The following is a 24829-nucleotide window of genomic DNA, read 5'->3' on the forward strand; positions in this document are numbered from 1 at the left end:
GCGGGCGTGGTCGTCTCAGTCGCGGTGGTGCAGCAGTGCGAAGCCGTCCTGCAGTGCCACCAGCTCGTATCCCCTCTGGCGGTCGGCCGTCAGACGCTGCTGTTCGGCTTCGGCGCTCAGCGGGGCGCCCAGCCACCCTCGCGCTCCGGGCGGAGCCCAGGTGTCCACCATGATCCACTGGGGGTTGGGGCGGTTGCCTTCGGCGCCGTAGATGCTGACGCTCGTGCGGTTGGTCAGCTGGGGCACCAGATGGTCGGACGCCTGGACCGTGGCGCCGTCGGGGATGAAGTTCATCAGACGACGGGCGACGGCGACACGGGGATCGGTCCGCCAGGTGTCCGGCTGGAACAGCTGGAACAACGCGAAGCTCGGAAGGATGGCGAGGGTGACCGCGGCGGAGCCCGCGAGGTAACGCCGCAGACTGGGACCGCTCGTCCCGCGCCGCACCAGGGCGTCGACGAACGCCGCGAACACGATCGGCATCAGGATGAGCGAGTAGTGGAAGCCGGTTCCCCAGTGCAGGCCGTTGTTGGACGCGAAGCGCCACACCAGGGTCGGTACGGCGACCCACAACAGGGGGGACCGCAGCGCCAGGAACAGAGTGGGAGCCAGCACCAGGAGGAGAGTCGTCACCTTGGTCTGCGGGGTGACGAGACCGATCGTGCCCCGGCGGAGCAGGTCCAGCAGACCGCCCCCACCGCTTCCGGCCGTTCCCGGGGCGCCGGGGGAGCCCTGCAACAGGGGCCAGTAGGCGAAGGACCCGTTCGGGCTGAACGCCGGCAGAATCACGAAGAGCGCGAGTGCCGCCCCGGCGAGACCGACCGTGGCCGCGAACAGTCCGAGCCTGCGGTTGCCGCGCCGGGCGATGACGAGGCCGATGGCGAGAACCGTGAGCCCGAGGTCTTCCTTCACGAGCAGGAGCGGCAGGGCCCAACACCCCGCGGCGACGAGCCGGTCGTTGCCCAGGGCGGTGAGCGAGAGGGTCAGGAGCGGTACGGCGAAGGCGACTTCGTGGAAGTCGTAGCCGACCGCACTGGCGATTCCCCAGGACAGTCCGTAGCAGGCACCGATCACGGCGGCGGCCGGAATGCCGAGGGTTCGGCGTACCCAGAGGGCCAGCGGGACCACGCTCACGGCAATCAGAGCGGCCTGCACGACGAGGAGCGTTTCCGCTCCCTGCCACACCCAGTACAAAGGCGCCATCAGCGCAAGGATGGGAGAGAAGTGATCCCCCAGGACGGGAAAGCCCTGGCCCTTCACTTCGGAGACCGGCAAGTGCCCTTCCGCGTAGGAGCGGACGACCTGCTCGAAGATTCCCAGGTCATAGCTGCTGGTGATCATCCGATGGTGGAGGTGCAGCGACAGCGCCGCGTACATCACGAAAAGCGTTCCCGCCATGGCCCAGATCCACCAGATGCCGGCGAAGCGGCCTGAGTACGGTGATTCGGCCGCCTCCCATTTCTTGGACGACGACTGTGTGGGGACCGCTGCGCTTTTGGTGGACTGTGCTTGCATTGAGAGCCCTTCGGGGAAGCGGAATTTGCAGCCATCAAGATGCCAGCCGTATGCGGTATTCGACTGTGACGCGGCGTCGACCAAACTCCCGTGTGGTCAGAATCCGCCGAATGGTCGCATGAGAGGGCGCTGCGGTGCCCTCCCCGGCTCCGCCGACGCTCAGCGCACTCCGTCTTCTGCCGATCGCCCCCGACTTCTTGTGGCCGACCCCTCACGCCATCACAATGCACATGACAAGACAGTGGGACCGGAAGATCTCCGGTCCCTCACGTCTGAAGAGGGGACCCCCACAGATGAACAAGCCTCTCCTTGCCGCGCTCGCGACCCTGGCGATCAGCGGGGCGGGCATGGCACCCGCGGCCGCCGCCACCCAGACCAGCGGCGCGGCGTCCGCCCCTGCGAAGGGGACGGCCGGCGTGAGTCCCGCGCTGGCGGCCGTCGACTTCGCCGGCACCGTCGCGCTGAGCAACTGCTCCGGTTCGGTCGTCCGTCTCCCCGGCTCCGCGGACGGCGACCCGGCGCTCGTGCTCAGCAACGGCCACTGCCTGGAGACCGGCTTCCCGTCGCCCGGCCAGGTCATCGTGGGCCAGACGTCCAGCCGCACCTTCGGCCTGCTCAACTCGGCCGGCACCCAGGTCGCGACGCTCCGGGCGAACAAGGTCGCCTACTCGACCATGACCGACACGGACGTCACGATCTACCAGCTCACCAGCACCTACGCGCAGATCAAGAGCTCCTACGGCATCAACGCGCTGCCCCTGAGCGACACCCACCCCGTCGCCGGCACCGCCATCAAGGTGGTCTCCGGCTACTGGAAGCGGATCTACAGCTGCAACATCGACGGCTTCGTCTACCGCCTGAAGGAGGGGAACTGGACCTGGAAGGACTCCGTCCGCTACACCTCCGCCTGCGACACGATCGGCGGCACGTCCGCCCGTCGTCGACACCGCCACCGGCAAGGTCGTCGCCGTCAACAACACCGGCAACGAGAGCGGAGGCCGCTGCACGGTGAACAACCCGTGCGAGGTCGACGCGAGCGGCACCATCACGGTCAGGAAGGGCATCAACTACGCCGAGCAGACCTACCAGATCCCCGCCTGCTTCGGCGCCGGCAACAAACTCGACCTGACCAGGAGCGGCTGCACCCTGCCCAAGCCCTGACCGGTAAAGCACGGGGCGGGGCGGGCGGCCGGTACTAGTGCCCCGACGGGCAACGTTCGCCCCGTCGCGACGCCCGGCACGCCCTCTCGTGCCGCACCGGCCGAAAGCCCAAGTACGTCCAGTACGAGGACTTCCGGCCGGCACTCCCCCAAGCTCTTCGAGCGGGGGGACCCCCAGAGCACGCACCGGACGCCGCTCCTTCACGGGCAAACATTGCCTGCCGCGGCACTAGGTCCGGCGGACCGCCCGCCCCGCCAGTACGTCGGTGCGCCGTCCGTCCTCGATCACGAACCGGCCGTCGATCAGGACGTACGGGATCCCCGTCGGCAGCGCGCGCGGCCGCTCGAAGGTCGAGCCCGGCGCCACCGTGGCCGGGTCGAACAGGACCAGGTCGGCCCGGTACCCCTCGCGGACCACACCCCGGTCCGGCAGCCGCAGCCGGGCCGCCGGGCGCCCGGTGAGGTGCGCGACGCACTCCTCCAGCGACAGCACGCCCAACTCCCGTACGTACCGGCCGAGGTACCGCGGGAAGGTGCCGTAGGCCCGCGGGTGCGGCTTGGTGCCCCGCAGGATGCCGTCGGAGCCGCCGGTGTGGGCGCGGTGGCGCATGATCGCCCGGACGTTCTCCTCGTGGCCGACGTGCTGGAGGACCGTCGTGCCCAGCCGGTCCTCCACCAGCAACCGCCGGGCGGTGGTCCAGGGCTCCTCGCCGCGCCGGGCCGCCGCCTCCCGGACCGTCAGGCCGACGTACTTCGCGAGCGCGGGGACGGTGACCCCGGAGATCTCGATCGTCTCCCACTCCACCGGGACCCCGTGGCAGCCGTCCGAGCCGGTCACCTCCAGGTGGTGGCGGATCCGCTCCGCGGTGTCCTCGTCGGCCAGCCGCCCGAGGACCGCCTCAGGGCCGCCCTCGCCCGCCCAACTCGGCAGCAGGGCCACCAGGGTGGTGCAGCCGGGGGTGTAGGGGTAGGTGTCCAGGGTGATGTCGGCGCCGGCGGCGAGTGCCTCGTCGAGGAGGGTCAGCAGTTCGCCGGCGCGGCCCTTGTTCGGGGCGAAGTTCATGGTGGCGTGCGCCAGATGCAGCGGGCAGCCCGCCTCGCGCGCGAGCCGCACCGTCTCCGCGTACGCCTCGAGCGCTCCGGCGCCATAACTGCGGTGGTGCGGGCAGTAGTAGCCGCCGTGCGCCGCCACCACCCGGCACAGCTCGGTCAGTTCGGCGTCCCCCGCGTACATCCCCGAGGTGTAGGTGAGTCCGGCGGACATGCCGACCGCGCCCTGCTCCAGGCCCTCGGCGACCAACCGCCTCATCCGGTCCAGCTCTTCGGGTGTGGCCGCGCGGTCCTCCCAGCCGACGGCGAGCGCACGGACCGTGCCCTGCGGGACCAGGTAGGCGGCGTTGACGGCGATGCCCTCGCCGTCGAAGCCGTGGTCGAGACGGTCCAGGTACTCGCCCACCGAACGCCAGGTGAAGTCGATGTCGTCGCCGTCGCCGTTCCAGCCGCTGATCGCCCGGCGCACCTCGGCGAGGGTGCGGTCGTCGACCGGCGCGTACGACAGCCCGTCCTGCCCGACGACCTCCAGCGTGACGCCCTGCGCCGCCTTCGCGCTGTGGTCGGGGTCGCGCAGCAGGGCGAGGTCGCTGTGGGCGTGCATGTCGATGAAGCCCGGGGCCAGCACCAGGCCCTCCGCGTCCAGCTCCCGCCGTGCCCGCGGGCGCTGGCAGCCGGCCGCCGCGGCCTCCTTGACGACGGAGACGATCCTGCCGTCCTTGACGGCCACGTCGGCGCGGTAGGAGGAGGTGCCGGTGCCGTCGGCCACGTCCGCGTCCCGGATGACGAGATCGGCGTAGTCGGCGAGCTCCACGGGGTCCATGGCGGCGCCTCCCGAAGCCCCTAGAAGAACGTACGGACGTATGCGACGACGGTACCGTCCGCCTCGGCCACCGGGATGAGCGACCACTTGTCGAAGGACGTGCACGGGTGGGAGAGCCCCAGGCCGACCCAGTCGCCGACCTCCAGCTCCGCCCCGGAAGCGGTTTTCAGCCAGGCGTGCTGGTCGGACAGGCCGGTGACCTCGATCCCCGTCGCCGGGTGTTCGGCGCCGTCCCGGCGCACCACCTGGGCGAAGGGCAGATCGAGGTCGTAGGCCGCGTCCCGCTTGCCCGCGTTGGCGAAGGCCTGTTCGGGGCTGGGGCGGGAGACCACCTGCGCCCAGAGGCGGAAGGCGGGCTCCAGGGCGCCCTCCTCGGGGACGCGGTTGAAGGGCGTGATCTTGCGGTAGTGCCCGTCGTCGTGCGAGACGTACGCGCCCGAGCGCAGCAACTTCAGCACCGGCAAGGAGAGTTCGGGGATATCGGCGAACACCTCGGCCACCGTGTCGAACCAGGCGCTGCCGCCCGCGCTCACCACGATCTCCTCTGTGTGCGCGAACTTCCCGGCCTTGTCGAGATCCACGGCCAGGGCGACGAGCCGGGTCAGCCACGCCCGCACCCGCTCGGGGTCGGCCTGCGGCACCTCGCCCTCGTAACCGGCGACCCCGACGAGACGCAGGGTGCCCGTGGCCGCCACCGCGTCGGCGACCGCCGCGCACTCGGCCTCCGTGCGCACACCGGTGCGCGCGCCCTCCCCGGCTCCCAGCTCGACGACCACGTCCACCGGGCGGGCGGCACCCTCCAGCGCCGCGTCCATCAGCTCCACCCCGCGCACGGAGTCGACGTAGCAGATGAAGCGGAAGGAGGGGTCGGCGGCCAGTTCCGCGGCGATCCAGCGCAGGGCCGCCGGATCCACCAGCTCGTTGGCCAGGAAGACCCGGCTGATGCCGAACGCCAGGGCCACGCGCACCTGGTGCGGCACCGCGAGCGTGATGCCCCAGGCGCCGTGCTCCAGCTGGCGGTGGAAGAGCTGCGGGGCCATGGAGGTCTTGCCGTGCGGGGCGAAGGCGAGGCCGTGGCGGGCCGCGTAGGTCTCCATCAGCTTCAGGTTGTGCTCCAGGCGCTCGGCGGAGAGGGCGAGCACGGGCGTGGTGAAGCCGCCGGTGAAGAGGTTGCGGCGCTGGGCGGTCAGCTCGCCGACGGTCAGGCCGTCCGCGTCCGGCGGGAGGCCCTTGAAACGGTGGTCGACGCGTTCCTCGGCCAGCCGGGCGAGCGCTTCCGTGCTCATCGAGCCCCCTTCAGAATCGTTGCAATGTGTGCAACGGTCATTGCGTACAGTGCTTATCGGTGTCTAGCATCTCGCCGAAGTCGGGTCAATGTCCGCGGCCTGCCGGGTCGGTGCCGGCGCCCCGGAACCCGAAGGGAGTCACCATCGTCAACGCCGCCCACGGAACGTCCGGCGCACCCGCCGTCGTGGACGCCGTCACGCTCGGCGAGTCGATGGTCACGCTCCTTCCGTCCCGTCCCGGCCGCCCGGCCGACATGCCCTCCTTCGAGCGGGCCGCCGGCGGCACCGAGTCCGATGTGGCCTGCGCCCTCGCCGGGGCCGGGTACGCCGGCACCGCGCTCACCGTCCCCGGCGACCTCGCCACGCCTCCCGCCCGGCGCCACGCCGACCGGCCGGCCGCCCTGGGTGGGGCGGCGTGGGGAAGACTGCGACTCGGCCCCGGCCGGACGGGCACCGTGCAAGGGGCCGAGGAGGCCGAGCAGGAGGTACGTACGCCATGAGCCAGACCGTCGACCGGGCGCTGAGCATCCTGCCGCTGCTCGCCGAGGGCCCCGCCGACCTCGGGCGGGTCGCCGACCGCCTCGGTGTCCACAAGTCCACCGCGCTGCGGCTGCTGCGCACCCTCCACCAGCACGGGCTCGTCCACCGCCAGTCCGACCAGCGCTACCGGCTCGGCGCCCGGCTCTTCGCCCTCGCGCAGGAGGCGATGGAGAGCCTCGACGTGCGCGAGATCGCCCATCCCCACCTGCTGAGCCTCGGCGAGCAGTGCGGGCACACCGTGCACCTGGCCGTCCACGAGGACGACGAGGTGCTCTACATCGACAAGGTGGACAGCCGCTACCCGGTGCGCATGTACTCCCGGATCGGCAAGCCCGTCGCCATCACCGTCGCGGCCGTGGCCAAGCTGCTGCTCGCCGACCTGACCGTGGCCGAGCGGCGCGCGATCGCCCAGAGGCTCGACTACCCCATGTACACGGCCCGTTCGACACCGAACGCCGCCGCCTTCCTGAAGGAGCTGGCGACGGTGCGCGAACAGGGCTGGGCCGCCGACCTCGGCGGCCACGAGGAGTCCATCAACTGCGTCGCCGCGCCCATCCGCGGCGCGGACGGCCGGGTGGTCGCCGCGATGTCGGTCTCCGCGCCGAACGTCGTCGTCACCGCCGACGAACTCCTCGCCCTGCTCCCGCTGGTGCGCCGTACCGCGGACGCCATCAGTGACGAGTTCTCCGGCAGAAACTCAGTGAAGGACCCCGTATGAGCGACACGACGGCCAAGATCGCCCTCACCCCCGCGACCCACACCACCCCGCCCGCGAAGTTCTCCCACGGAGTGCGGAAGGGCAACATCCTCCAGGTCGCCGGCCAGGTCGGCTTCCTGCCCGCCGAGGAGGGCGTGCCCCCCACCCCGGCCGGCCCGACCCTGCGCGAGCAGACCCTCCAGACCCTCGCCAACGTCAAGGCGATCCTGGAGGAGGGCGGCGCGACCTGGGACGACGTGATGATGATCCGCGTCTACCTCACGGACGTGGCCCACTTCGCGGAGATGAACGACCTCTACAACACGTACTTCGAGGAGCAGGGCCTCACCCAGCCGCCCGCCGCCCGCACCACCGTCTACGTCGGCCTGCCCGCGGGCCTGCTGATCGAGATCGACGCGCTCGCCGTACTCGGCTGACGCGTCTTGGCCATCTTCGTATAACGAAGTCGGGGCTGGCTGTGTCCGGCACAGGTTCGTCGACCATACTGCCCGCTGTGGAGCAGCGCATAGGTTCGAGCAGCCAGCCCCTGAAGGCCGAGCCCGTGAAGGGTGCCGGGTTCGACCCGGCCCACATCCCCGGGCTCACCGCACCCGCGACGGCGGAACCGGAGGACGCCCGGCCGCGGCAGGCCGAGCAGCCGTCGGCATCCGAGCGGCCGTCGGCCGTGGAGGCGGTCGCGGACGACGCCGGACCCGCCGGGAAGGCGGAGCGGCAGGAGGAGGAGCGGCCGGAAGAACGACAGGAAGCGGCCGTCGACGGTCCCGTCTTCGAGGCCGCCGACCGCCGGGCCCGAATCGTCGCCGACCACAAGGGCGTACGCCTCTGCCTGGACGACCAGGAGTGCGAGTTCCGCTGGGACGAGATCGGCGCCGTCGAGACGGCGACCCCTCGTTTCGGCAAGCGGTTCACCATCACCGTCCACACCCCGGACCGGCGCTGGTACCCCATCGAGATCGAGGCCCCGGCCAGGGCACGCTTCGATGAATGGGAGACGCGACTGGACGCGGTCCTGGACGCGTACTTCGAGGACGGCGCGGCGGACGAGGACGGCACCAGCGACAAGGACGCGGTGGCCGAGCCGCCCACCGACGACGCCTGACCCCGACGACTCCTGTCCGGACCGAGCGGCTGCCGCCGCGCCCACTGAGGGCGCCGCGGCAGCCGCGAAGGGCTTCCGGGGCGTTACGGCAGCGCGTGCACGTGCGGGCCCACGGTGTTCGACCAGGCGTTGCCCGCCGTCGCGTCCCAGTTGGTGGACCAGGTCATGGCGCCGCGCAGGGCCGGGTAGGTCTTCGAGGGCTTGAAGGAGCCGCAGTTGGTGCCCTTGGCCAGGCAGTCCAGGGCGTTGTTCACCACCGACGGCGAGACATAGCCGCTGCCGGCGCCCCTCGTGGAGGCGGGAACGCCCAGGCCGACCTGGGACGGGGCGAGGCCGCTCTCCAGTTGGATGCAGGCGAGGGCGGTGAGGAAGTCCACCGAGCCCTGGCTGTAGACCTTGCCGTCGCAGCCCAGCATGGAACCACTGTTGTAATACTGGGTGTTGACGACCGTGAGGATGTCCTTGACGTTCAGCGCGGTCTGGAAGTAGCCGGCCGACGTGGACTGCATGTCGATGGTCTGCGGGGCCATCGTGAGGATCAGCGACGGGCCCGCCTTGCCGGACAGGGAGCGCAGGGCCTGGGTCATGTAGGTGGCGTTCAGGCCGTTCTCCAGGTCGATGTCGACGCCGTCGAAGCCGTACGTCTGCATCAGCGAGTGGACGGAGTTGGCGAAGTTGGTCGCGGAGGCCGAGTCGCTCACCGAGACGGTGCCCGTCTCACCGCCGACCGAGATGACGACCTTCTTGCCGGCGGCCTGCTTGGCCTTGATGTCCGCCTTGAACTGGTCGACCGTGTAGCCGTTCAGGCCGGCCGAGTCGAGGGTGAAGTTCACCGCGCCCCGGGTGGCCGTCGCGTCGGCGAAGGCGACGGCGATGATGTCGTACTGCGACGGCACGTCCGAGATCCTCTGGACCGTGGCGCCGTTGTTGAAGTTCTGCCAGTAGCCGGTCACCGCGTGCTTCGGGAGGCCGGTACCGCCCCCGCCTCCGCCCGAGGACGCCGTCGTGCCCGTCACGGTCGCCGACCTCGCCGACTCGCCCGCCGCGTTCGTCGCCGTTACCTGGAAGGAGTACGAGGTGGCGGCCGCGAGGCCGCTCACCGTCGCCGACGTGCCGCTCACCGCCGTCACCTTCGAGCCGTCGCGGTAGACGTTGTAGCCGGTGGCGCCCGAGACCGTGTTCCAGGACAGCGACACCGACGAGGACGTCGTGCCCGTCACTCCCAGGCCGCCCGGCGCGGACGGAACCGTCGGGGCCGGGTCACCGCCGCCGCCCCCGTCGGGGCCGAAGACGGAGACGTCGTCGGCGTAGTACGCCGCCTGCCCGTACCAGCCGTGCAGGTACACCGTCACCGAGGTCGTCGAGGAGCCGGTGGTGAAGGTGGTCGAGAGCTGCTTCCAGCTCGCCGAGTCCGGCGTCCAGGTGGAGACGTCCGTGGTGCCCGTGCCGGTCGCGCCCAGGTAGGTGTACCCGCCCTGCACCCATGCGCTCAGCGTGTACCTCGAGTTGGGCTTGACCGCGACCGTCTGGGTGCACTGGGCGTTGTCCAGCCCGGCCGGTGTGGCCTTCAGCGCTGCGGAGCCGCCGTGCACGGGGGAGGAGACGGCCGTACCGCTGCCGGCCGAGCAGGACCAGTTGCTCAGGCCCGACTCGAAGCCGGCGTTCTTGGCGTTGTTGACGTCCGCCGCCGACGCCTGGCCGGCCCCGGCGAAGGAGAGGGCGAGGGCGGCGGTGACGGCTCCCGACCACAGGCGCAGCCGTCGTGCTCTGGGTCTGGGCATGCCTGGTACGCGGTCCACTGGGGCCTCCGGTGGGGGAGAGGGGGGTGAAGGGGAGGGCAGGACAAACGGTGGCCACCGCTTGGTCGTACAAGTTGGTCCAGACCATTTGGCTTGTCAAGAGGTCCAGACCAAAGTCGCCTCAGGTTCAACGCCCCTGTCCCGTACTCCCGTTACGGCCGTGCCTCCTCCTGCCAGCGCTCCAGCAGCAGGCCCAGCGCGCACCCCGCCAGCAGCACCCCGGTCGACATCCACATCGCCGGGGACGACAGTCCCGCACGCTCCCAGTGCAGCGACACCGTCAGCAGTTGCGCCGCCGCCGGCGCCGCGCACGCCGCCACCGCGTGCCGCGCGGGGATCTCCCGCCACGGCGCCGGATGCACTCGCGCCGCGGTCCAGGTCGCCAGTACGACGCACACCAGGTTCGGCAGGTGGACCAGTGCCAGCGCCGCGCCGAACGAGCCCACGCCCCGCGGCCCGACCAGATTCCCGTACAGCAGCGTCATCTGCACGTACTCGGTGACGACGAGCACCACCACGCCCACCGCCCAGGCCCGGACCAGCGGCATCACCGGAGCCGTACCTCCGTCCCCACCACTAGTGGACCCGCACCGAGTCGACGATCCCGCGCAGGTCCGCGGAGGACAGCACGCCCCGCGCCGCGTCGATCCGGACCGCGAAGGTCCGGTCGGTCGAGTCCAGGCCCGTCAGGATCACGCCCCGGATCGGCGTGCCCTTGGGCGGGTCGCCGTCCTCGCCGGTCGAGTCGAAGGTGAAGTCGATCCGCTTGGCCCGGTCCGTGCCGGCCAGCTTCACGTCCTTCTCGCCCTCCACCTTCGCTCCCATCCGGATCCCGGCCTCGGCGGCGATGGCGGCCTGCTCGGCGGAGTCGGCCCGGGTGAAGTCCAGTTGCACGGTGATGATCGAGACCGTCCGCCCCGACTCCTCGCGTACGGCCGCCGCCGCGTTGTACTTGCTGCGCTCGGCCGCGCTCTGCTCGACGTAACCCCCGGAGCCGGCGGGATACGACACGGAGACGCCCTTCGTGCTCAGCGTGCCCCAGCCGTCCGGCACGGAGGCGGAGCCCGCGTCGCCCTTGCCGCAGCCCGTGAGGGCGGCCGCGGCAGCGATCAGGCCCGCGATCAGCAGTCGTGTCCTCATCGGCGTACCAGCCCTCCTGTCGGCGAGATCACTTGGCACAGTAGCTGTAGGGGACGTAGGACCGGCGGTCCCCGTTCGGAGCGCCGAGGAACCGGGCGTCCGTGAGGGTCTCCGCCTTCTGCTCGGTGCTGACCGACAGGCCGAGACTGAGCCCGAGGTTCAGTTCGAAGCCGTACTCGGCGGCGTTCACCTGGCCCGTGTACGTCATGCTGCTCGACGTGCCCCTGTCGAAGACCAGTTGGCCGAAGGGGTCGTCGGCGCCCGGCCGCCGGGTCGGCGCGTGGTCGTCGAACATGTACTGGAAGGGCGTCACCAGTTGCTCGTTGGTGCTGCTCAGCCACTGCTCGGCGACGGCCCGGTCCCCGTCTCCGGCGGGACCGGGGTCGAAGCTCAGGGAGGTGGTGACGACCTCGATGCCGGTGGAGCTGTCGGTGCCCTTCCCGCTCACCCCGCCACTGCGCTCGTCCTTGCCCGACTTGCCGTTGCCCCCGCCGAGCCGGGCGCCGTCCTTCTGGCCGCCCTTCTCGACGGTGCGGGTCATGTTGACGCCGACCAGCTTCCCGGTGGACTTGTCGTAGGTGACGGTGATGGTGCCGGTCTGGGTGGTGGAGGCCGAGGCGTCGCCCTTGATCGGGCCCGCCTCGTAACTCGCCTTGGTGCCGTACTCGATCGACGAGGAGTAGGTGTACGACTTGGTGTTCTTGTAGGCGTTGTCGGTCCAGGTGATCTCGGGGGAGTACTTGAAGTTGCCGCCGAGCGCGGCGCTGAGCTTCTTGTCGTCGCCGGCCGAGATCTTCAGGCCGGCCGCCGCGGAGGCCTCCAGGCCCACCTTGCCGTAGGTGATCTTCCGGTTGTCGCCCAGCGCGTTCTTCACCCGGTTCTCCGTGTCCTCCTCGTCCTTGAGGGGACCGGTGCCGAAGAGGTAGAGGATGCTGTCGCCGAGGCTCGCGTCCGCGCCGCCCGGCGACTGGCGCCGCATCTGGTACATCTGGAGCTTCTCGACGTCGTCGCGGAACCTGCGCGCCTCCTCGGGGCTCTCGAACACCCAGGTGTCGCCGTTGGTCACCTTGACCCCGGCGCCCAGCTCCACCTTGTCGGTCCCGACCTTCCCCAACTTCAGCCCGGGCTTGAAGTCCTTCTTGGCGCCGACGGAGGCCGCGTCCGTGAAGGTGAGGTAGACCAGCTCGTCCTGGTCGTCGACCTTGCCGTCGTGGTTGACGTCCGTGTGCGCCCTGATGTGCTGCTCCTGGAAGCCGTACTCCTTGCCGATCTCCCAGAACAGGATCTTCGCCTTGGAGCCCGCCTTGTCGCTGACCGTCGAGACCTGGCACAGCGCCGGCTCGAAGTCGGCGTCGGTCAGGGCCCGGTCGTCCCCCTGCGAGCTTCCGCCGCCGCAGTCCGAGCCGCCCGTGACCTTGCAGATCTCGGCGGCGATCCCGTCGTAGACGGCCTGGCCGATGCCGGTGGCGCCGATGCCGAGCACGACGGCGACGACGACCACGACCATGCCGAGGTACTCGGTGGCGGTCGCGCCCGAGTCGTCGTACCCGTACGTTCTCCGGCACGTCCGTCTGCCGCCCCCGCGAGCCATGCGGCACCCCTCCTCGCACACTGGCAAGCGCCATTCCGGTCGGCGAGCGTAGGTGCGGGCGCTTCGGGCGGCGTGGGCCCGCGGGCCCAAACCCGGGCCCACAGTCAACGAGTTGCGTCCGGCCCATGCTTTTGGGCCGGGTCGGGATGCTCGTCCTGCCCCGGTTTGAAATGACTTGTTCGAGGAGAGTTGCCGGTCAGGTACAGAATCGCTGTTCTCCGGTCACAGAGGCGTGGATACAGTGCTGAGGTAGTCACGCAGTGAAGTCAACTCGGTGTGCCGGACGACCGCCGGCGGGCCGACAGGCGTCTAACGGGGAGCTGCGCGTGTCCACTGCCATTGCTGTGACGAGTGCCGACATGGCGCTGCCCGCGCAGGACGAGCGGACCGTGCCCGCCGTCGTCCTGAAGGACCTGGACCGGCAGCCGCTGGAGCAGACGCTCGACGCCATGAGGGCCCTGATCGACCACCACGGGCACGTCGTCGTGGTGTGCTCGGAGGCCATCCCCAGCGGTGTGGAACGGCGGCTGCACACCGTCCGCTCGCTGCTGGAGAGCGACCGCATCGCCCTGTTCCGGCCCGACCTGCCGCCGCTCGGACTCGCCGTCCTCGCCCGCCAGTTGCGCCAGCTCGCCTCCTGCGACCTCAGCCCCGGCGTGCTCGCCTCGGCCGGCCGGCTGCTCACCCACTACATCCACGCCGGCGCCGTCCTGGGCTCGGTCGCCCGCCTCGACCGCGTCCCCGTCGGTCTCAAGGCGCATGCCAAGTCCTGGGTTCCGGGCAGCCAGTTCGGCGTAATCGCCCACCCGGAACCGCAGCTCGTCCGGATCGGTCCCGAAGCGGCCCTGACCGGGCCGGACTTCGGTAGCTGGATGCTGCTCGCCAAGGGCCAGCTCCAGTCCGACTGGGTCGGCTCCACCCTCGCCCCCGCCTGGAACGCGCTGGGGCTGCGGGAGGCCGACCTGCCGGCCGAGTCCGCCACCTGGTGGGGCACCGGCAAGCTGATCGAGTTCTGCACCTACCTGCCCGACCTGTCGGTGCTCTACCAACTGGTCACCTCGGTACGCCAGGGTGTGTGCCACTGGTGCGGCATCGACGTCATCGGAGACCGCTGCGTCTTCTGCTCGGCCACCCCACCCGTCCCCGAGAGCCGGACACCCACCGGATGAGTCCCTGAACCACCGGCACCACCGTCATTCGATTCCGCTCGACTTCGCCGACCGATATCCCAATGAGGTTGCACGGTTCATGAACTCCCGTCAGCGCCGCGGCGTGATACTCCTGATCCTGTCCGTCATCTGCGCCCTCGCCGCGTTCGCGGGCGTGCTCTCCGTCATCAGCGACGTCAAGTCCAAGGTCGGCCCAGAGGTCGCCGCCTACCAGCTGCGCACCGACGTGGCGCCGTACACGACGCTGAGCACGGGCCAGTTCGAGAAGGTCAAGATGCCCAAGCGGTGGCTGTCGCCGAACGCCGTCACCGACCTCGGGCAGATCCAGGGCAAGATCGCGGTCACCACACTGCGCAAGGGTTCCCTGCTCCAGAGCGACATGCTCGTGAACCAGCCCGCCCTGCAACCCGGGCAGCAGGAGGTCGCGATCATGATCGACGCGGCGACCGGCGTGGCCGGCAAGATCACACCGGGCTCCACGGTCAACGTCTACGCCACCTTCGGCGGACAGCGCCAGGGCGACCCCGCCCAGTCCAAGATCATCGTGACCAACGCCAAGGTCCTCGACGTCGGCAGGATCACCGCGCTGCAGCCGAACGCCGACAACCGGGCCCAGCAGCCCACCGACGCCGTCCCCATCACCTTCGCGCTGTCCACCATCGACGCCCAGCGCATCACCTACGCCGAGTCGTTCGCCCAGCGGGTCCGGCTCGCGCTGGTCGCTCCCGGCAGCGACACCAGCGTCCCGGCCAAGGACCGGACCTACGAACTCGCGAACGACAAGTGAGAGGCCGGCAGGCATGACCACCAGGATCCTCCCGGCCGTCGGCGACGCCGACGCGGCCCGGTCCATCACCACCCTGCTCAGCCAACTCCCCGACGCCGAGCCGGTGGCCCCGGTCGCCGACTCCACCCAGCTCATCGACACCCTGGCGCGCCTGGCCGCCGAGTCCATCGACGAGCTGCCCGAGATCGTGGTGGTGCACGAGCGGATCGGCCCGGTCCCGGCCCTGGAACTGATCCGCGAAGTGGCCCTGCGCTTTCCCGCGGTCGGCGTCATCCTCATCACCTCCGACGCCGGCCCCGGCCTGTTCTCGGCCGCGATGGACTCGGGCGCCCGGGGACTGGTGGCCCTTCCGCTGAGCTACGAGGAACTGGTCAGCCGCGTACAGGCGGTGGCCCAGTGGTCGGTGGGCGTACGGCGCCACCTGGGTCACGGCGGCGACGTGTTCACCGGGGCCGGCGGCCGGGTGGTGACGGTGAGCGGGGCCAAGGGCGGGGTGGGTGCCACCCTCACGGCGATACAACTCGCCCTCGCCGCACAGGCCTCCGGTCGCGGCACGGCCCTGGTCGACATGGACCTCCAGTCCGGTGACGTCGCCTCCTTCCTGGACGTCCAGTTCCGCCGCTCGGTCGTCGACCTCGCCTCCATCACCGACATCTCCCCGCGCGTCCTGGCCGACGCCGTCTTCCGCCACGACAGCGGGCTTGCGCTGCTGCTCGCGCCCGGCGAGGGCGAGCGCGGCGAGGAGGTCACCGACCGGGCCGCCCGCCAGATCGTCAGCGCGCTGCGCTCCCGCTACGAGATCGTCGTCCTGGACTGCGGCGCCCAGATGAGCGGGGCGAGCGCGGCGGCCGTCGAGATGGCCGACACCGCGCTGCTCCTGACCACTCCGGACGTGGTCGCGGTGCGCGCGGCCAAGCGGACCGTACGGATGTGGGACCGGCTGCAGATCCGCAAGGCAGAGGAGACGACCGTCGTCGTCAACCGCCACACCCGGGGGACGGAGATCCAGCCGCCGCTCATCCAGAAGATCACCGGCACACCGGTGGCGGGCACGGCGATCCCCGCGGGCTTCAAGGAACTCCAGGGCGCGGTGGACGCCGGCCGCATCCACGAACTGGAGAGCAAGAGCACGGTCAAACAGGCGCTGTGGGGGCTCGCCGGCGAACTGGGCATCGTCAAGGCGCCCGAGGGCGACCGCAAGGGCGGGCGGCTGCGCGGCGACCGGGGGTCGGTGAGTTTCCGGCGCCGCAGGGAGGCAGGGGGATGAACGTGCGGGCAGGCACAGGGAAGAGGCCGTCGGCCGGGCGGCTGCGCTCGGACAGCGGGCAGGTCGCCGTCGAACTGCTCGGCATGACGCCCACGATCCTCATCACGCTGGTGCTGCTGTGGCAGTGCGTGCTGCTGGGGTACACGTACACGCTTGCGGGGAATGCTGCGGACGAGGCGGTACGGGCGGGGACGGTGGCCGATCGCGGCGCCAGGGACGCCGCCTGCCAACAGGCCGGGCTCGACAAGCTGTCGGCCGCGTGGCGAAGGGGGGCTGAGGTGGGCTGTGAGACGAGCAACGGCTACGTACGGGCGCACGTCGGCCTCAAGGTGCCCGTGCTCTTCCCCGGCACGATCGACTTCCCGATCACGGTCACGGGTCACGCCGGCGCCGTCGAGGAGGCGACGAACTGACATGCCGTACGCGGGCGTACGTCGCGACCGCCGCCACGACCGGGGCCAAGTCGCCATCGAATACCTGGGGTTCATCCCGATCCTGATGCTGCTGGCCATGGCCGTCATCCAGATCGGACTGATCGCCTACACGGCCCAGCAGGCCGGCACGGCCGCCCGCGCGGGGGCGCGCGCGGCCTCGCTCCGGCAGGGAGCCGAGCAGGCCTGTGCGAACGCGGTCAGCGGCTGGCTGGCGGACGGCACCAGCTGCCCGGCCTCGTACGGCGGCAAGGAGGTCACCGTCACCGCAGGCGTCGACATCCCCTCGATCGTCCCCGGCTGGAACTTCGGCCGGGCCCACAAGACCGCCACCATGCCGCTCGACCACTGAGACCAAATGGACCGCTGAGACCGCTGGACGACTGAGACCGCTGAGACCGCTGGACCACCGACCAGGACCGGCTCGAGAGCCGACCAGGACCGACTCGACCACCGACCAGGAGCGAGGAGCACCGGACCCATGAGCCTCCGCGCACGCATCAACTCCCCGGAGGAGAAAGGCACCCGGGGCGAGGACGGCCACCTCGTCGCCTCCTACCGGGCCAAGCTCCTGGAGGAGATCGACCTCGCGGAGATGAGCTCGCTGGCCGCCGCCGAGCGCCGGGCGCGGCTGGAGCGGGTACTCGGGCACATCATCAGCCGGGAGGGCCCGGTCCTGTCGACCGTGGAGCGCTCGCAGCTGATCCGCCGGGTCGTCGACGAGGCCCTCGGCCTGGGCATCCTCGAACCCCTCCTCGAGGACGCCTCCATCACCGAGATCATGGTGAACGGACCCGACGCGATCTTCGTCGAGCGCGGCGGACGGGTCGAGCAACTGCCCATCCGCTTCGCCTCCGACGACCAGCTGATGCAGACCATCGAGCGGATCGTCTCCACGGTCAACCGCCGCGTGGACGAGTCGAACCCGATGGTCGACGCCCGCCTGCCCTCCGGCGAGCGCGTCAACGTCATCATCCCGCCGCTCTCGCTCACCGGCCCCACGCTCACCATCCGCCGCTTCCCGCGTTCCTTCACCCTCCAGGAGCTGATCGGCTTCGGCTCGCTCGACGAGCACATGCTGTACCTGCTGGCCGGCCTGGTGCAGGCGAAGTTCAACGTCATCGTCTCCGGAGCCACCGGCACCGGGAAGACGACCCTCCTCAACGCCCTGTCCGGGCTGATCCCCGACGGCGAGCGCATCATCACCATCGAGGACTCCGCCGAACTCCAGCTCCAGCAGACGCACGTGATCCGGCTGGAGTCCCGGCCGCCGAACGTGGAGGGCCGCGGCCAGGTCACCATCCGCGACCTGGTGCGCAACTCGCTGCGCATGCGCCCCGACCGCATCGTCGTCGGTGAGGTCCGCGGCGGTGAGTCGCTCGACATGCTCCAGGCGATGTCGACCGGCCACGACGGTTCGCTCGCCACCGTGCACGCCAACAGCGCCGAGGACGCGCTGATGCGCCTGCAGACCCTCGCCTCCATGTCCGACGTGGAGATCCCCTTCGTCGCCCTGCACGACCAGATCAACAGCGCCGTCGACGTGATCGTCCAGCTCACCCGCTTCGCCGACGGCGCCCGCCGCGTCACCGAGATCGCCCTGCTCGACAGCCACGGCAGCGAGCCGTACCGGCTGGCCACCGTGGCCCGCTTCGCCGCGCAGCCGATGGCGGCCGACGGCCGGATCTACGGCGCCTTCGAGTACCACCCGCTGCCACGCCGCACCGCCGACCGCCTCTACATGGCGAGCCAGCCCATCCCCCAGGCCTTCGGCGTCGCCCAGTCCGCAGACCAGCTGGCCACCCGAGAAGCCAGGTAGGCAGGTAGGAACCGTCCCCATGGATCTGAGCACCCTCGTCACCCTCACCACCGGCGTCACCCTGCTGACCTGCGTCCTGGCCGTCGCCGGCCTGCACGCCTACACCTCCGGCAAGGCCCAGCGGGCGGCCCTCGTCGACCGGCTCTCCCAGACCGGTCAGATCCCGGTCGGCCGCCGGCGCCGCTTCCCCAACCTCGACCGCCGACTGCGCCGTACGAAACTCGGCCGCAGGCTGGAGCTGAGGCTCGCCGCGACCGGCCTGGACGTCACCCCGGGCGAGTTCTTCGTCTACATGCTCGCCACCGTGGCCGCCCTCTGGCTGATCGGCCAGGCCTCCCTGGCCCCCTTCTTCGGCCTGCCGGCCGGCCTGCTCGGCATCTGGGCGGCGGTGCAGTTCCTCAACTGGCAGCGCCAGAAACGCATCGAGAGGTTCATCAACCAACTCCCCGAACTGGCCCGCATCCTGGCCAACGCCACCCAGGCGGGCCTGGCCCTGCGCACCGCGATCGGCATGGCGGCGGAGGAGCTGGAGGCCCCGGCCGGCGAGGAACTGGCCAAGGTGGCCCACCAGTTGGCCCTCGGCGCGTCGATGGACGACGCACTGGCGGAGCTCACGGACCGCCTGCCCTCGCGGGAGCTGGTCGTCCTCGTCACCACCCTGGTCCTGTCCAACCGGGCCGGCGGCCAGGTGGTGAGCGCCCTGCGCAACCTCACCGAGACCCTGGAGGAGCGCAAGGAGACCCGCCGCGAGGTCCGCACCCAGCTCTCCCAGGTCAACATGACCTCCTACGCGGTCCCGGTGCTGGGCGTCGGCGCGCTGTTCCTCATGAACGGCGTCAAGGCCGGAGCCCTGGACCGCATGACCGCCTCCCCGATCGGCCAGGGCGCGGTGATCATCGCCTTCGCGCTCTACGCCGTCGGCTTCGTCCTCATCCGCCGCATGTCCCGCATCGACGTCTAGCCGGGTTCCCGGAAGGAGGGAAGAGGGATGGCAATGCTGCTCGCACTCGTGATGGGCCTCGGCGTCTGGGGCGTCTTCGCCGGCATTCGCATGTACCGCGCCGACGCCCGGCTGCCCGACGACCTGGCGCTGGCCCTGGAGGTGGGCTCCACCCGCACCGGCGCGGTGGACTCCCTCGTCGACCGCCTCGGCATGCGCTACGCCCCCGCCGTGCTGCGGCTGATGGGCCCCAAGAGGGTGGCCAGGTACCGCCGCAAGATCGACCTGGCGGGCAACCCCGGCGGCCTCACGATCGACCGCTACGCGGCCCGGCGCGCGGTCTACGGCTTCCTGGGGGGCCTCGGCGGACTGGTGTTCCTCATGCGCGGCCAGCTCTTCATGGCCCTGCTCCTGCTCGCCTTCGGCGCCTTCTGGACCGAGGTCGGCATCTGGTCGGCCATCCGCATCCGCAAGGACGTGATCGAGCGGACGCTGCCGGACTTCCTCGACGTGCTCGCGGTCGTGGTGAGCGCGGGCCTCGGCTTCCGCCAGGCCCTGGACCGCGTCGCCGACAAGTACGAGGGCCCCTGGGCGGACGAACTGCGCATCACCCTGCGCCAGATGGACCTCGGCATGAGCCGCCGCCAGGCCTTCGCGGAGCTGCGGCGCAGGAACGACTCCGAACAGGTCGCCATGTTCGTGACGGCGTTGCAGCAGGGCGAGGAACTGGGCGCCCCGATCGTCGACACCCTCGTCTCCCTGGCCAAGGACATGCGCCGCACCGACGCGCAGAACGCCCGCCGCAAGGCCGCCCGCGCGGTCCCCAAGGCCACCATGATGATCACCACGTTCATGGTCCCGGCCACGATGATCCTCCTCGGCGCGGGCCTGATCCTCGGCTCGGGCGTGGACTTCGGCTCCCTCACGGGTACGGGCGAGTAGGGGGCGACGAGGACATGGCGACGACGGAGGAACGCACCGGGCTGCTGCGCCGCCGACCGAGGATTCCCGAGATCACCACCCCTCCGGCAGGCACGGTCCTTCCGGCCCACGTCCGCACGGGCGCGCCGGACATCCCGGTGACGTCGGTGACGCCGGCGTTGCCGCCGGGCTGGGAGCCGGCGGAGCCGTCGGGTGGACGGATCGCTGCCGACGGTGCAGGCCGCCCACCGGGGCCGCCTGCACCCGGCGGCGATGCCCGCACGAGTGGTGCAGGGGGGAACCACGTACCGGTCGAAGGCGAAGCCGAGGCCGAAGTCCCCGCCCAGCTCCCGCAGGGACCTGCCCCGGAGCCGGAAAGACTGCAGATCAGCGCGCTGCAGGCGATGTGCCGCTATGTCTTCGCCTTCCGACTCGCGATGATCGCCCTCTCCGCCCCCGTCGCCCTTCTCAACGCCGCCCCCGGCCTGGCCACCCGCCTGGTCAGCGCCGCGGTCGTCGTCACCTTCATGGGCTCGTACGTCCTGTTCCGGGACTGGGAACGCTTCGGCCCCCTGCTCCTGCGGCACCCCACTCTCCTCGCCCTGGACACCCTCTTCGGCGCCCTCCTCCTGATCGCGGCGGGTCCGGACAGCACGCTGGCCTACGTCAGCGTCTGCACCCCCCTGCTCGCCGGTCTCGTCTACGGCTGGCGCGGCGCGGGCCTGTTCGCCTCGCTCCAGTCGCTGATCCTGCTCGTCGTCTCCACCAGCTCCAAGGAACTGTCCCCGGACCTGGCCCAGGCCGCCCTCCTCCCCGGCCTGTGCGTCATCGCGGGGGCCGCCGGAGTCACCCTGCGCAACCTGCTCCTCCGCTTCGGCGAGGCCACCCAGGCCCTGACCACGGTCCAGGCCCGCCTCGCGGTCACGGAGGCGGTCGGCGCCGAACGGGCCCGCCTGGCCCGTGAGATGCACGACTCGGTGGCGAAGACCCTGCACGGCGTGGCCATGGCCGCCGACGGCCTGGCGGGCTCGACGGGCGCCGACCGCATGGACCCGGCTCTGGTGAAGCAGCAGGCGGAACTGGTGGCCCGCTCGGCCCGCCGGGCGGCCGCCGAGGCCCGCGAACTGCTGACCGACCTGCGCCGCGAGAACGACCCGGACCACGGCACCGATGTACTCGTAGAACTCGCCGCCCGCACCCGGGACTTCGCGTCCCGGACCGGTCTGTCCGCCGCCTACCGCCCGATCGGCGAGCCCGGCGTGCCGCCGGTGCCGCCGGCCGTGGCCCGCCAGCTCCTGACCATCGCCTCGGAGGCGATGGAGAACGCCCACCGCCACGCGGAGCCCACCCACGTCGAGGTGCGCGCGGGCGTCCACGGCGATCTGCTGCGCATCAGCGTGTACGACGACGGCCGCGGCCTGCCACCCGGCACCAGCCTCGAACAACTGCGCCGCGCCGGCCACTTCGGCCTGGTCGGCATGGTCGAGCGGGCGGCCTCGGTAGGTGCCCGCATCCGTATCGGCCGCGGCGCCCACCCCAAGGGAACGGAGGTCCGCCTCGAACTGCCCCTGGGCGCCCTGACGACACCGACCGTATGACCATCCGACCATCCATCCCTGCTCCACGACCCAGAGAGGAGGCCGCCGCCGTGCCGGACCAGACGACTCCCAACCCCTTCGAGGGTTTTCCACCGCCCGCACCTGCCGTGCCCCTGCGCGTCGTCGTGGCCGACGACAACCCCGTGGTCCGCGCCGGCCTGACGGCCCTGCTCTCCGGCCGCGCGGACATCACGGTGGTGGCCGAGGCCGCCGACGGCCGCGCCGCCTGGGAGGCCGCCCAGCAGCACCGTCCCGACGTCGTCCTGCTCGACGTCCGCATGCCCGGCGTGGACGGCCTCTCCGCACTGCCGTACCTGGTCCGGATCGCCCCGGTCATGATGCTGACCTACAGCAGCGAGTCGGAGATCGTCCAGGAGGCCCTGCGCCGGGGTGCGGGCGGCTACCTGGTCCACGGCGAGTTCACGGCCGACCAACTCGTCACCGCCGTACGTGACATCAAGGAGGGCAGGCCCCACTTCACTCCTACGGCGGCAGGCGCCCTCGTGGCCCGACTGCGCCGGGACCAGCCGGTGGAGGGTGCGATTGCACACGATCACACCTTCTCAACGTCCCATGAACCAGCCACTTCTGCCCAGCATCTTTCGCAGTTGCAACCGAATGTGGGACGGTCTTCGTCTGGATGGACAGGTGGCCGTCCGGCCGCCGTCGACAGGTCGAGGTTCCAACTCAGCGCGAGGGAGGCGGAGATCATGGACCTCATCGCGTCCGGCATGACCAACCAGCAGATCGCCGCCACCTGCTTCATCAGCGAGAAGACCGTCAAGAACCACATCAACCGCATCTTCGCCAAGCTGCACAGCACCAGCCGTTCCGAGGCCGCCGCCAAGTGGCTGGGCACGGCCCCGGGTTCGTCGCGAGGGCTGGGGTGAAGCGTGATGACGACGGTACGGGGGAAGCGGGGCCGGGTCTGTCTTTGGGCCCGGGATTGGGTCCGGGGACCCTCTGGCGGACGGGGTGTTCCGGCATACGTTTCCGGTGTCGCAAGCGGCACCGAGACCGAACCCGGAGGGGAACACCATGAGCGACCTGATGCTGAAGACCGCGGTCCGCGTGAACGGCTGGAAGAACACCACGGTCGAGGCGATGCAGCGCCGCGCCGGCGACAGGGGGCAGACCGCGGTCGAGTACCTGGGCATCATCGCGGTGGTGGTGGCGATCGTGCTGGCGATCACGGGCACGAACGTCGGGCAGACGATCCTGCAGAAGATTCAGCAGAAGATCAACGAAATCACTTGATGCGCCTCCGGAACGGCGACGCAGGGCAGGCCTTCCCCATCTACATCACGGTGGTGGCGGGCCTGCTCTTTCTCGCGTTCGCTTACCTTGCGGTCGGCCAGGCGGCGGCCAGTCGGAATGGCGCGCAGACGGCTGCAGACGCGGCGGCACTGGCGGTGGCGCAGGACACCCGCGACCAACTTGCGGGCCAATGGGCGAAGGATGTACTCGACCCCACTAAGTGGCAGAACGCCTTCGACGGCCTCGGTCAGGGGCTCGAGCCCTCGTGCTGGCGGGCGTATCAACTCGCCCAGCAGAACGACGCACATGTGCTCGGTTGTGGGGCCAGCGGTCTGCTGGCCTACACGGTCAGCGTCGAGACCAACAAGCCAATAGGGAAGTCGGTCGTCCCCATCACTGCGAGCAAACACTCGACGGCACATGCCAGGGCTGTGATCGAGCCGCTCTGTACCTTCAAACCCTTGGCGGCAGACGTCGGGACCGATGTGTTGCCACGCCTCACCTGCAAGGACAGGTACTGGGATCTGGACCCGAAACACCTCATCGATCTCCCAGAGCCCCAAGACCTCTTCGATGTCCATCTGGCCGACTGACAAGCGAATGACGAGAGAAGAAGGAAGCAGAGCGATGAGCATTCGGTTCACTGCGAAGGCCCGCAGGGGGATGGTCGCATTGACCGTCGTGGCCGGTTTGGCGCTTGGCGTGGCCGGCTGTGGTGGCGGTGACGACGAGGACAAGAAGCCGGATACCTCTGCGTCCGCCTCAAAGCGCGGTGGATCCCGGCCGACTGCTCAGGAGGGACAGTCCCAGACACCTATGGCCGAACTCAGGGGGCAGGACGGACTGCTCCTGCAGATCACCTCCGCTGCACGTGACACGGGGGGATTCGTCACCATCAACGGAAATCTGAAAAACGACGGGGCCAAGTCCGTTGTCGTTCCGCCTCAGATGACTGGCGATGAGACGGAGATCGTCAAGCATGGGCCCTCGCTCGGTGGCGCCACCCTCGTGGATTCCAAGGGAAAAAAGCGGTACTACGTGCTGCGTGACACGGAAGGGCGGCCACTCACGACGACCTCGCTGGGCACCCTTCAGGCGGGCCAAAGCCTTCCCGTGTTCATGCAATTCCCGTCCCCACCGTCGAACACCTCCGAAGTCACGCTGCAACTGCCCACCTTCTCCAGCGGCACTATCGAGATCTCTGGCTGAGGTGGCCCGACATGACCCACACCCGTCTCACCGTGGCCCTCACAGCCGCCGGCGTCATGGTCGCCGCGAACCTCTACGGTGCCGTGGCGGCTCGCGCCGACAGTGGCCCGAGTGTGCCCCCGGGCACCGAGCCCTCCGCCTCCGCCCCCGTGAAGGTCGACCCGAGCGACCCCGACCTCAAACTGCCCGAGGGGGCCACCCTCGCCGCAGCCAAGGTGCTGGACATCAAGTCCGTTGTCGAGGAGCAGGGCGGTGAGGAACGCCGTGAGGACACCAACACGGACGTGACGTTCGCCCTCCAGGCCGAGGTGCTCTTCGCCAAGGACAGCGCGAAGCTGAGCGACCAGGCGAAGGCCCGAATCGACACGATCGCGCAGGAGATCAAGAAGCAGAAGGCGAGCCAGGTCCGTGTCTTCGGCTTCACGGACAACCTCGGCACCCACGCGCACGGCGTGGTCCTGTCCAAGCAGCGTGCCAACGCCGTCCAGGACGTCCTCTCCCAGGAGCTGAACGACCCGAACGTCACCTTCGACGTGCGCGGTTACGCCGAGCAGTACCCCATCGCGGACAACTCCACGGAGGACGGCCGCAAGAAGAACCGCCGAGTGGAGGTCACGTTCCCCCGCAACCAGAACTGACGGCGTGCGCCGCCAGTCGGAGCGGGCCGCGATGCCCAAGCGCTGATTGGGTGTCCGTTTGGGTCTCCGGGC

The 24829-nt window shown here is 70.4% G+C and carries 24 protein-coding genes and 2 pseudogenes; 19 read left to right on the top strand and 7 right to left on the bottom strand.

What is annotated here, in order from left to right:
* Positions 1–15: 15 nt before the first annotated feature.
* Positions 16–1398, bottom strand: coding sequence for a DUF2079 domain-containing protein (locus tag ABZ818_RS12160; protein WP_361413112.1), 1383 nt, complete (start codon positions 1396–1398; stop codon positions 16–18).
* Between the two features lie 410 nt (positions 1399–1808).
* Between ABZ818_RS12160 and ABZ818_RS12165 the strand changes: the two are divergent.
* Positions 1809–2676 (top strand): annotated as a pseudogene (locus tag ABZ818_RS12165) (trypsin-like peptidase domain-containing protein).
* A 228-nt stretch (positions 2677–2904) separates the two neighbouring features.
* On the opposite strand, the gene ABZ818_RS12170 reads toward ABZ818_RS12165, so the two are convergent.
* Positions 2905–4548 carry a D-aminoacylase gene (locus tag ABZ818_RS12170; RefSeq protein WP_361413113.1) on the bottom strand — a complete coding sequence of 548 codons (1644 nt, stop codon included), beginning with the start codon at positions 4546–4548 and terminating at the stop codon, positions 2905–2907.
* Positions 4549–4568: 20 nt separating this feature from the next.
* Positions 4569–5834, bottom strand: a complete 1266-nt coding sequence (locus ABZ818_RS12175) for an amino acid deaminase (RefSeq protein WP_361413114.1) — start codon at positions 5832–5834, stop codon at positions 4569–4571.
* A gap of 143 nt (positions 5835–5977) precedes the next feature.
* Between ABZ818_RS12175 and ABZ818_RS12180 the strand changes: the two are divergent.
* The 4 genes and pseudogenes from ABZ818_RS12180 to ABZ818_RS12195 form a co-directional block, all read left to right on the top strand.
* Positions 5978–6160, top strand: a pseudogene (locus tag ABZ818_RS12180) (sugar kinase); the annotation flags it as partial.
* Positions 6161–6330: 170 nt separating this feature from the next.
* Entirely contained in the window at positions 6331–7092 is a 762-nt protein-coding gene (locus ABZ818_RS12185; protein ID WP_361413115.1) for an IclR family transcriptional regulator, read from the top strand.
* A complete protein-coding gene (locus tag ABZ818_RS12190; protein WP_361413116.1) occupies positions 7089–7508 on the top strand; it encodes a RidA family protein in 420 nt (139 codons plus the stop codon). Before ABZ818_RS12185 ends, ABZ818_RS12190 begins: the two co-directional genes overlap by 4 nt.
* A gap of 77 nt (positions 7509–7585) precedes the next feature.
* Positions 7586–8191 (top strand): hypothetical protein, encoded by a 606-nt coding sequence (locus tag ABZ818_RS12195; RefSeq protein WP_361413117.1) that lies wholly within the window; start codon positions 7586–7588, stop codon positions 8189–8191.
* 83 nt (positions 8192–8274) lie between these two features.
* Here the strand turns inward: ABZ818_RS12195 and ABZ818_RS12200 are convergent, their stop codons facing one another.
* The 4 genes from ABZ818_RS12200 to ABZ818_RS12215 all read right to left on the bottom strand — a co-directional run bounded on the left by ABZ818_RS12200 (position 8275) and on the right by ABZ818_RS12215 (position 12721).
* Positions 8275–9972 carry a glycoside hydrolase family 18 protein gene (locus ABZ818_RS12200; protein WP_361413118.1) on the bottom strand — a complete coding sequence of 566 codons (1698 nt, stop codon included), beginning with the start codon at positions 9970–9972 and terminating at the stop codon, positions 8275–8277.
* A gap of 170 nt (positions 9973–10142) precedes the next feature.
* A complete protein-coding gene (locus ABZ818_RS12205; RefSeq protein ID WP_361413119.1) occupies positions 10143–10538 on the bottom strand; it encodes a hypothetical protein in 396 nt (131 codons plus the stop codon).
* Between the two features lie 28 nt (positions 10539–10566).
* Entirely contained in the window at positions 10567–11130 is a 564-nt protein-coding gene (locus tag ABZ818_RS12210) for a hypothetical protein (protein WP_361413120.1), read from the bottom strand.
* A 28-nt stretch (positions 11131–11158) separates the two neighbouring features.
* Positions 11159–12721, bottom strand: coding sequence for a hypothetical protein (locus tag ABZ818_RS12215; RefSeq protein ID WP_361413121.1), 1563 nt, complete (start codon positions 12719–12721; stop codon positions 11159–11161).
* Between the two features lie 359 nt (positions 12722–13080).
* Between ABZ818_RS12215 and ABZ818_RS12220 the strand changes: the two genes are divergently transcribed.
* From ABZ818_RS12220 to ABZ818_RS12285, 14 genes are all read left to right on the top strand, one after another.
* On the top strand, positions 13081–13890 hold the full coding sequence (locus ABZ818_RS12220) for a hypothetical protein (RefSeq protein WP_361413234.1): 810 nt from the start codon (positions 13081–13083) through the stop codon (positions 13888–13890).
* A 79-nt stretch (positions 13891–13969) separates the two neighbouring features.
* Positions 13970–14677, top strand: coding sequence for a Flp pilus assembly protein CpaB (gene cpaB / locus ABZ818_RS12225; RefSeq protein WP_361413122.1), 708 nt, complete (start codon positions 13970–13972; stop codon positions 14675–14677).
* A 13-nt stretch (positions 14678–14690) separates the two neighbouring features.
* Entirely contained in the window at positions 14691–15944 is a 1254-nt protein-coding gene (locus ABZ818_RS12230; RefSeq protein WP_361413123.1) for an AAA family ATPase, read from the top strand.
* The gene (locus ABZ818_RS12235) at positions 15941–16357 is read left to right on the top strand and encodes a TadE/TadG family type IV pilus assembly protein (RefSeq protein ID WP_361413124.1); all 417 of its coding nucleotides are present in this window, start codon (positions 15941–15943) and stop codon (positions 16355–16357) included. Before ABZ818_RS12230 ends, ABZ818_RS12235 begins: the two co-directional genes overlap by 4 nt.
* A 1-nt stretch (position 16358) precedes the next feature.
* Positions 16359–16727 (top strand): TadE family protein, encoded by a 369-nt coding sequence (locus tag ABZ818_RS12240; protein ID WP_361413125.1) that lies wholly within the window; start codon positions 16359–16361, stop codon positions 16725–16727.
* Between the two features lie 129 nt (positions 16728–16856).
* Positions 16857–18194, top strand: coding sequence for a CpaF family protein (locus tag ABZ818_RS12245; protein ID WP_361413126.1), 1338 nt, complete (start codon positions 16857–16859; stop codon positions 18192–18194).
* 19 nt (positions 18195–18213) lie between these two features.
* Positions 18214–19155, top strand: a complete 942-nt coding sequence (locus ABZ818_RS12250; RefSeq protein ID WP_361413127.1) for a type II secretion system F family protein — start codon at positions 18214–18216, stop codon at positions 19153–19155.
* A gap of 27 nt (positions 19156–19182) precedes the next feature.
* On the top strand, positions 19183–20076 hold the full coding sequence (locus ABZ818_RS12255; RefSeq protein ID WP_361413128.1) for a DUF5936 domain-containing protein: 894 nt from the start codon (positions 19183–19185) through the stop codon (positions 20074–20076).
* 14 nt (positions 20077–20090) lie between these two features.
* Positions 20091–21653, top strand: a complete 1563-nt coding sequence (locus ABZ818_RS12260) for a histidine kinase (protein WP_361413129.1) — start codon at positions 20091–20093, stop codon at positions 21651–21653.
* Positions 21654–21703: 50 nt separating this feature from the next.
* Positions 21704–22543 carry a response regulator transcription factor gene (locus ABZ818_RS12265; protein ID WP_361413130.1) on the top strand — a complete coding sequence of 280 codons (840 nt, stop codon included), beginning with the start codon at positions 21704–21706 and terminating at the stop codon, positions 22541–22543.
* 148 nt (positions 22544–22691) lie between these two features.
* Positions 22692–22910: a hypothetical protein gene (locus tag ABZ818_RS12270; RefSeq protein ID WP_361413131.1), complete on the top strand. Its 219-nt coding sequence runs from the start codon at positions 22692–22694 to the stop codon at positions 22908–22910.
* A complete protein-coding gene (locus tag ABZ818_RS12275) occupies positions 22910–23503 on the top strand; it encodes a pilus assembly protein TadG-related protein (RefSeq protein WP_361413132.1) in 594 nt (197 codons plus the stop codon). Before ABZ818_RS12270 ends, ABZ818_RS12275 begins: the two co-directional genes overlap by 1 nt.
* Before the next feature lie 34 nt (positions 23504–23537).
* Complete coding sequence (locus ABZ818_RS12280; protein ID WP_361413133.1) at positions 23538–24119, top strand: hypothetical protein; 582 nt, start codon at positions 23538–23540, stop codon at positions 24117–24119.
* Positions 24120–24130: 11 nt separating this feature from the next.
* The gene (locus ABZ818_RS12285) at positions 24131–24757 is read left to right on the top strand and encodes an OmpA family protein (RefSeq protein ID WP_361413134.1); all 627 of its coding nucleotides are present in this window, start codon (positions 24131–24133) and stop codon (positions 24755–24757) included.
* Positions 24758–24829: the final 72 nt, after the last annotated feature.

Origin of the sequence: Streptomyces sp. NPDC047453, from assembly GCF_040643155.1 — a bacterium.
Lineage (GTDB): Bacteria > Actinomycetota > Actinomycetes > Streptomycetales > Streptomycetaceae > Streptomyces.